Source organism: Shewanella indica (genome assembly GCF_002836975.1).
GTDB lineage: Bacteria > Pseudomonadota > Gammaproteobacteria > Enterobacterales > Shewanellaceae > Shewanella > Shewanella indica.
On record NZ_NIJK01000009.1, the window covers coordinates 87,657 to 96,822 of the forward strand.

General features: G+C 54.5%; 5 protein-coding genes. All 5 read right to left on the minus strand.

The window, feature by feature from the left end; translation table 11 throughout:
• Positions 1-27: 27 nt before the first annotated feature.
• Positions 28-594: a hypothetical protein gene (locus tag CX650_RS02710; protein ID WP_101094950.1), complete on the minus strand. Its 567-nt coding sequence runs from the start codon at positions 592-594 to the stop codon at positions 28-30.
• 107 nt (positions 595-701) lie between these two features.
• Positions 702-1,178 (minus strand): transcription elongation factor GreA, encoded by a 477-nt coding sequence (greA, locus tag CX650_RS02715; RefSeq protein ID WP_039033631.1) that lies wholly within the window; start codon positions 1,176-1,178, stop codon positions 702-704.
• Between the two features lie 244 nt (positions 1,179-1,422).
• Positions 1,423-4,347, minus strand: a complete 2,925-nt coding sequence (locus tag CX650_RS02720) for an alkaline phosphatase family protein (protein ID WP_101094955.1) — start codon at positions 4,345-4,347, stop codon at positions 1,423-1,425.
• 175 nt (positions 4,348-4,522) lie between these two features.
• Entirely contained in the window at positions 4,523-7,744 is a 3,222-nt protein-coding gene (gene carB / locus CX650_RS02725; protein ID WP_101094951.1) for a carbamoyl-phosphate synthase large subunit, read from the minus strand.
• A gap of 23 nt (positions 7,745-7,767) precedes the next feature.
• Positions 7,768-8,916 carry a glutamine-hydrolyzing carbamoyl-phosphate synthase small subunit gene (gene carA / locus CX650_RS02730; protein ID WP_101094952.1) on the minus strand — a complete coding sequence of 383 codons (1,149 nt, stop codon included), beginning with the start codon at positions 8,914-8,916 and terminating at the stop codon, positions 7,768-7,770.
• Between the last annotated feature and the right edge of the window lie 250 nt (positions 8,917-9,166).

The window sequence follows — 9,166 nt, forward strand, 5'->3', positions numbered from 1 at the left end:
CCGGACAGAAAAGCCCGGAAGAGAGCGTCAGGCGGCCTGCTGACTGAAGCGATAGCAGAGGTTGGCGTCTTTCCAGCCCCCAAGGCGCAAACCAGCCCCGGGGTGCGTTAAGGTCCAATTCTGCTCGATAGGCAACTGCTCGGCAAAACCTATGCTGAGCACTGGCGCCGGTGGCATAGCGATTTCAAACGCCAATTCATAGGGCGGCTCGGGCACATCCTGCTGAGCGGCCATACTGAGACAGCGCAGACGAGCACCAGGGGCAGAATAGAGTTGGTCGCCCTGCTCGGAGCGCAGCAACTTGGATAAGTCAGACAGGGAAACCTTGCCATCCACCTCAGCTCTGCCACTAGCATCATGCTTGCCAAACTTGTGATACCGGGCCTCTTGGACTTGAGACTCCTGACCAACTGAGGTAGATGAAGCTATGGACAACGGCTCTTTGTCAGCATCTTGCTGACTGAGCTCGGGCAAAGCCTGTTCAAACGCCTTCCAGGTTGCATCTGAGGCAATCCCGGAATACACATTTCCCAGCAGACCTATGGCGATCAGCAGGGTAAAGAGGCGCATGATTTTCAGCAACAAGGTGTCCATTGATAATGGTTATTTGGGCGGATGCTAGCCTTTCAAGCCCTGGCGGGCAAATTAAACTTTGTCCATCTTGCACAAAAAAGCCGCCCGGAGGCGGCTTGATAACGCAATCAGATATATTCGACGGCAACAACTTCATATTCTGCCAGGCCACCGGGAGTTTGAATATTGACTTCATCCCCCAGATTTTTACCGATAAGGCCACGGGCAATTGGGGAGTTCACCGAGATCAGGTTCTCTTTGATATTCGCCTCATCGTCACCAACAATGCGGTAAGTCACTTCGGCATCTGTGTCCAGGTTCAGTATGGTCACGGTAGAACCAAAGATGATCCGGCCATTGTTGGGCATCTTGGTCACATCAATGATCTGGGCGTTGGACAGTTTGCCTTCGATATCGCGGATACGGGCTTCGCAAATGCCTTGCTCTTCACGGGCGGCATGGTATTCGGCGTTTTCTTTCAAATCCCCCAGTTCACGCGCCGCGGCAATTGCCTCGGTGATCTTGGGACGGCGATCAAACTTGAGTATATCCAGTTCTTTGCGCAACTGTTCTGCCCCAACCAGGGTCATGGGAACCTTGTTCATAATCTCTTTCGTCTCCTGTCAAACAAAAGCAGCCTCCGTCAGCCAAGGGCCAACAGAGACTCATTTTTCGGGTGAATGGGCGCCATTTTGTCTGCGGCGCCAGGGATGCATAGCGGAATACCGGGGAACACACCGGCCAAAACTCAATTCATCTTGGCTACAAGCTTACCTAAGGCATGGCAGGCTTGCCAGTGATGGCGACAAAAATCTCTGTTTCTGTGGCACCGACGATAATAAATTCATCTCAGTTAAGACTCGAAAGCACAGAGGGATAGCCCCAACCATTGTCTCCTACCTCGACCTGCTCACCGGTAAGGTACTGATACAAAGTCGGTGCCAGTGAGCCGTTATCCAGCGGCCCCAATCTCTGGCCGGGTTTGCTAGGCTCGCCCCAGAAACCTATGAAGGCATCTTTTTCCAGATAATGCTCGCCCGCATGACGACCCGGCACCAGGGTGTTGTAACCAAACCCCTCTTTGGGGAAGAGGTTGATGGTGCCGGCCCGGTCTTCATCATAGAGGTGTGCCAGCTGCACCACGGCATCGGGTCTGGGACTCATGGCCGCCAGATTGCGCCACTGCTCGGCGCTGCAGCCCTTGGCACTCCCCAGGCACAATTCGAGCAGTTGTTGTTTGGCCGATAACTGAACATCAGACAGCGGCAACAGATAAGGGTTACTCTGAGCCAGTGCCAGCAGCTCAGGCGCGCCTTTATCATCAAGCGCCTGATAACGGATAGCGCCCGAGTCACGACTGATCATTTCATCTCGGCGCTGCCCGTTTCTATATCCCACCAAACGCACAGAGCAGCTATCAAGTGTGCAATCACTTTGACGCACCACCAGATAATCCAGCGATTCCTGCAACTCATCGGCAAGCAGGCTGACCATATCCAGCGCCTCGCTTTCTTTGACCTTAAAACGGGTCAACTCCTGATACAAGGGTTGCACCTGCCAACCTCGGTCCGAGTTAAAGAAGTCCAGCATATAGTTACCACCTGCGGTAGAGGCTATCACCAAGTCTACCCCATGCAGTGAAGGCGGGTTGAGGTTGTTGGTTATTTTGGGGCCTTCCCCTTCATCAGAGGAGATTTTGCTTATCTTGAGCTCGACCCCGCGTTGCTTGAGCGCATCTTGCAGCACCAGTTCGGGGTTAAGGGTGTGATACACAGGTGCCAAACCATGATCGCCGGCCATGCCCCACAGCGTCTGCGGGTAGATACCCGCGTCCCGATACACCCTGTCCAGACGGCCAAGCCAGTAATCGAGCCGGTTAAGCTCACCGGTCGGCGCTATGATTTCGTCGCTGAACGGCCCCTTGAAATGGGCGAAATGATCCGGCCAGGGGTTATAAATAAGCAGATAGTCCGGCATCGCCTGTTCACTCAGCAAGGCCAGCTCATTGAGCTGTTCATTGAGCTTACCCCGCAAGCTCATGCGGGAAAACAGCCGCCAGGCCCCCATCTTGTCGTAGGCCTCGAGTTGCTTGCGAACCGCCGCCACGCTATGTTGCAAGTCCCTCTCGGCTTCGGCGCGCAGCGACAACTCATTGAGACAGCGCTGCTCACCAAAATCACGGATCGCTTCCCCCAGCCCCAGATTAACCAGGGCATCGAAACTGGTCTGGGCGTTCCAGTCATATTGGGCGTTGCAGTTTAAGGTCTTGAGATAATTCAGCCGGTCGAACATGGTACGCATGCCGCGGCTCTCCACCAGATTTTCGAGCTGCAGGGCGTCGTTGCCGAAAAAGTAATAGGCCCGGTCACGGGTGCGATCGACAAAGTGAAAATTGGGGATCCCTGTGCCGCCCTTACCGGACACTGCGGCGCCTGTCTTGATAATCGGCAGATTGCGCACACTGATGGTCGGCGTGGAAGAGATGCCTCCTGTGGCTATGCCATTCTCACTCCGGCGATAGAGTGACTTGAAAAACGGCAGATAGTACTGGTCGGTGGCGCCATTTTTCACCAGCTGACGCAAAAAGTCCTGCTTGGGAGTGTGCTGCGGCCGCCCCTTGGCTGACGCGGGCGTGAGTTGCGACAAAGCCGCGTCCCTGGCAAGTACTTCTTTGAGATAAGGGCCGGAATTGGGTGCAACCAACGCCTGCATCAGTCCCTGGCTCAAGCCATCTACCGTTATCTGCACCGCTCTTGGGCGTTGACTCCAACTTGCCAGAAAATCACTCAGCCCCTTGGGATCTTCCTTGAGACTGGCCTGCATCCAGGCCGAAAAGGCTTTTGCCCGCTGCGCCGGTAATGCATATTGGCGATAGGCCTTGAGCACATTGAGACGGACAAAGTCGATAAGGGTAACGGTTATCGCCTGCGCCTTGTTGTTTACCTTGGCGGCATTTTCCGCCTTGCCATCTTCAATAATCAGCTCGAGGGCGCTGCGCATATCCCCCTCAGGCAGACTGCCGACATACTTGCCAATCTCAGTGATGATCAGCGGCTGAATGTCGGCAATCAACGCCAGATCTTCGGGGCTATCGCCAAGATAGTTGTAATGCTCCGGCAGTATCTTGCCAAGGGCCCAGTCATCATTGTTGAACAGGCGATCATAGACAGTCACCAACATGGCAACCAACTGGCGATTGAGCGTCATGCCCTCGCGTCTGTCATTGGCTTCAGCGGTCGGTTCGGTGTTGTCTTTAACCTGCTCTTCCAGGCTGAACAGCGAATGCTGCCAGGGCGCGATTTGCTCCTTGCTGTATTGGCTCAGCAGATAATCCCGGAACTGATCCCGGTTCTCGGCGCGGCTGTATCTGTCGTAAAAAAGGTAGAGAAAATGCCCAAGGGGGATGCTGTAGAAAGGATCAGACAGCCGGGCTATGACCCTGGCCTTGGTCGGCGCATCGAGCGGCAGCGTTAAAATGTAGGCATCCAGGCTCATACCGGCAACAGAAAATATCGCCAGATCGCGCCCTGTGGTGACACTGAGCTCCAACCCTTTAAACAGCTGCTTTTGCAGCAGATCGCCGCCGTGATACAAGGGTGCCACCAAAGGCACAGTGTTGATATCGGCCCGCACACCGTTGCTGCAGAGGCTCAAAGCCAGGCCAAAACTCAAGGCAAGAGCCTGTGCTTTGCTCCGCCGGTTGAACAGCCCTTTGACTCGCCCTGCAACATTTTCCCGGCCCTTGGGCTCCTTTGAGACAGACTCGAGTATCATCACTTCCTTTCCCTGAAACATCTTGATTGCAGCATCTTAAATGAAACGCCTTGATAATGGGCGAGTTTAGCAAGAGCCGCCAAGATCCCAAAGCCAAGGTGTTTCATCCGGCCTACAAAAAAACAGGCCACCCTAATGGGTGGCCTGGTCACTTTCAGTTACTGACTGACAGCGTTTACTTGTTGACCCTGGCGTGCAGTTCCTGCACTGAGGCAACATTGCTTCTGTCGTCGGCATCATGGGCCATACAGGTTGCAAAAGCCGCGTTCATGGTGGTGGTGTAGTTCACCTTGTGCTGCAGCGCGCCGCGGCGCAGCTGTCTGGAATCCTCGATGGCCTGACGACCCTCAGTGGTATTCACTATGTAGGTGTATTCACCGTTCTTGATCCGGTCAAGAATGTGTGGACGACCTTCATGCACCTTGTTCACCAGGCGGGGATTGATACCCGCTTCACCCAGCACCACTGCCGTGCCGTGGGTGGCATCCAGCTCATAGCCGAGTTCAATCAGCTTGGCCGCCAGATCCGAAACCCGCTTCTTGTCGCTGTGACGAACAGACAACAGAGCGCGGCCTGACTTGGGTACATCCTTCACTGAGCCCAGTTGCGCCTTGGCGTAGGCTTCGGCGAAGGTATCACCCACACCCATCACCTCACCGGTAGAGCGCATTTCAGGGCCGAGCAGAGGGTCAACACCCGGGAACTTGTTGAACGGCAGAACCACTTCCTTCACTGAGTAGTAAGGCGGGATCACTTCCTGAGTATGTTGCTGTTCGGCCAGTGAAGTACCGGCCATTACCCGGGCGGCAATCTTGGCCAGAGGCACGCCTGTGGCCTTGGAGACGAAAGGCACTGTGCGGGCGGCACGCGGGTTCACCTCAATCAGGTAAATCACGTCGCTCTTGACCGCAAACTGCACGTTCATCAGACCAACAACGCCCAGTTCCAGCGCCAGCTTGCGTACCTGCTCGCGCATCTCATCCTGAATCGCCTTGGAGAGAGTGTAAGGAGGCAGTGAACAACCTGAGTCACCTGAGTGAACACCGGCCTGTTCGATATGCTCCATGATGCCGCCGATAACCACGTCTTTACCATCGCAGATGGCGTCCACGTCTACTTCGGTGGCGTCATCCAGGAAGCGGTCCAGCAGTACCGGCGACTCGTTGGATACGCTCACGGCTTCGTTGAAGTAACGGCGCAGATCCTGCTCATCGTAGACGATTTCCATCGCCCGGCCACCCAATACATAGGAGGGACGAACCACCAGAGGGTAACCTATACGCTCGGCATCCAGTACCGCCTGCTCCAGATTGGTCACTGTGCTGTTTTCAGGCTGTTTCAGCCCCAAACGCTCAACCGCTTGTTGGAAGCGCTCACGGTCTTCGGCGCGGTCGATGGCATCCGGGCTGGTTCCTATGATGGGCACACCTGCGGCTTCCAGGGCGCGGGCCAGTTTCAGTGGCGTTTGGCCACCATACTGCACGATAACCCCTTTGGGCTGCTCAACCCGCACGATTTCCAGTACGTCTTCCAGGGTAACAGGTTCAAAGTAGAGTCTGTCAGAGGTGTCATAGTCAGTGGAAACGGTTTCAGGGTTACAGTTAACCATAATGGTTTCATAACCGTCTTCACGCATCGCCAGCGCCGCATGCACACAACAGTAGTCGAACTCGATACCCTGACCGATACGGTTGGGGCCGCCACCTATCACCATGATCTTGTCTTTATCGGACGGATTGGCCTCACACTCTTCCTCGTAGGTGGAGTACATGTAGGCGGTATCCGTGGCGAACTCGGCGGCGCAGGTATCTACCCGCTTGTAGACAGGGAAGAGTTCATACTTGTGACGCAGTTTGCGCACTTCACTTTCAGAAACCCCCAGCAGTGACGCCAGGCGCGCATCGGAGAAACCTTTACGCTTCAACTTGCGCAGGAACTCCTGGGTAAGACCGCTCCAGCCGCTTTCCTTGACCTTCTCTTCCTGCAGCACCAGATCTTCAATCTGCACCAGGAACCAAGGGTCTATGTTGGTGATGCGACGGATACCTTCCATAGACATGCCGGCGCGGAAAGCATCGGCGATATACCAAGGGCGCTCAGGGCCGACATCCTGCAACTCGTAACGTATCTTGGCCAGGGCTTCCGGCTCGTTGATATCCACGATAGGGTCAAAACCTGTCATCCCAGTTTCCAGGCCGCGCAGAGCTTTTTGCATCGACTCCTGGAAGGTACGGCCGATGGCCATCACTTCACCGACAGACTTCATCTGAGTGGTCAGGCGGTCGTTGGAGCCGGCAAACTTCTCGAAGTTGAAGCGAGGAATTTTGGTAACCACATAGTCGATAGAAGGCTCGAACGAAGCCGGAGTCAAACCGCCGGTAATGTCGTTCATCAGCTCATCCAGGGTAAAGCCCACCGCCAGCTTGGCCGCAACCTTGGCAATCGGGAAACCGGTCGCCTTGGAGGCCAGCGCAGATGAGCGCGATACCCGTGGGTTCATCTCGATGATCACCATGCGACCATCTTTGGGGTCGATACCAAACTGCACGTTGGAACCACCGGTTTCAACACCGATTTCCCGCAGCACCGCCATGGAGGCGTTACGCATCAGTTGATATTCTTTGTCGGTCAGGGTCTGAGCCGGTGCAACTGTGATGGAGTCACCTGTGTGTACACCCATGGGGTCAAAGTTTTCGATGGCGCAGACTATGATGCAGTTATCGTTACGATCGCGCACCACTTCCATCTCGTACTCTTTCCAGCCAATCAGCGACTCGTCAATCAGCAGCTCATTGGTCGGCGACAAGTCCAGACCTCGGGTACAGATCTCTTCAAACTCTTCGACGTTGTAAGCGATACCGCCACCGCTGCCGCCCATAGTGAAAGAGGGGCGAATGATGCAGGGGAAGCCCACTTCATTCAGTACCTTGTGCGCTTCTTCCATGCTGTGGGCAATACCGGCACGAGGACACTCGAGACCGATACTCTTCATCGCCTTGTCGAAACGGGCACGGTCTTCGGCCTTATCGATGGCATCGGCAGTGGCACCGATCATCTCGACGTCAAACTCTTTCAATACGCCTTTGGCTTCCAGTTCCAGGGCGCAGTTCAGCGCCGTCTGACCGCCCATGGTTGGCAGAATCGCATCGGGGCGTTCTTTGGCGATAATGTTGCGCACCACTTCCCAGTGGATAGGCTCGATGTATGTGGCATCGGCCATTTCCGGGTCTGTCATAATGGTTGCAGGGTTGGAGTTCACCAGAATAACCCGGTAACCCTCTTCTCTCAGCGCCTTACAGGCCTGGGCTCCCGAATAGTCAAACTCACAGGCCTGACCGATAACGATTGGGCCGGCACCCAGGATAAGAATACTTTGAATATCAGTACGTTTTGGCATTTTTTTCTATCTTCTCCCGGCGATTACAGCTTGACTTGGTGACGGTATTGCTCAATCAGTTCGATAAAGTGATCGAACAGAGGCGCACAATCGTGCGGCCCCGGACTCGCTTCAGGGTGGCCCTGGAAGCTGAAAGCCGGCTTGTCTGTCAGGTGGATCCCTTGCAGTGAGCCATCAAACAGCGACTTGTGAGTCACCTTGATGTTGGCAGGCAATGTGGCTTCATCGGCAGCAAAACCATGGTTCTGACTGGTGATCATCACAGTGCCTTTGTCAATATCGCTTACCGGGTGGTTGGCGCCGTGGTGACCAAACTTCATCTTCAGCGTCTTGGCACCGTTGGCCAGCGCCAGCAGTTGGTGGCCAAGGCAGATGCCGAATACCGGGATATCGGTTTCGAGAATTTGCCGAATCGCCTTGATGGCGTAGTCACATGGCTCCGGGTCACCGGGGCCGTTGGAGAGGAATACCCCATCCGGTGCCATCGCCAGCACTTCACTGGCAGGCGTTTGTGCGGGAACCACAGTCACATCACAGCCTCTGTCTACCAGCATTCGCAGTATGTTCTGCTTCACGCCGTAGTCATAAGCCACTACCTTGTACTTGAGTTCTGACTCGGGAGTATCGACCGGCAGGCCGCTCTCCAAACGCCAGGTTCCCTTGCGCCAGGTGTAAGACTTGTCGGTCGTCACTTCCTTGGCCAAGTCCATGCCTTTCAGTCCAGGGAATGCCTTGGCGGCGGCCAGCGCCTTGTCTACGTCCTGCTCACCCACCAGAATGCAACCGGCCTGAGCGCCCTTCTCCCGCAGAATACGGGTCAGCTTACGGGTGTCGATATCGGCGATACCGACTACCTTGTTGGCTTTGAGGTAATCACTGAGGGATTGTTGGTTACGGAAGTTACTGGCGAGGAGGGGAAGATCACGAATAATAAGACCACAGGCATGAACTGCATCGGATTCTGTGTCTTCATTGTTAGTACCGGTATTACCGATATGTGGGTAGGTTAGAGTTACTATCTGGCGAGAATAAGATGGATCGGTGAGGATTTCTTGATATCCGGTCATCGAAGTGTTAAAAACGACTTCTCCGACTGCGATCCCATCGGCACCGATTGCTGTGCCGGAAAATACGCTTCCATCTTCGAGTACGAGTAAGGCAGACTTTGTCAACGCGACCTCCGAGAAAAGAGCCAAGCCACTGAAATATAATGTTTTTATCTTTGTTTAAAGTACCAATTTCCGCTAAAATACGAAATTTTGACAAATTCCGAGCATCCTACACGAGAAATGGCAACCCGTCTATAGCTTGACGGACGAATTCGAAAAAAAACCGCCGATTGGCGTAATGCCGATCAGTTAAGACAGATCGCTTGACGATCTCACTGAAAGGATCAAAATCCGATGACCCCATGTCATCGGA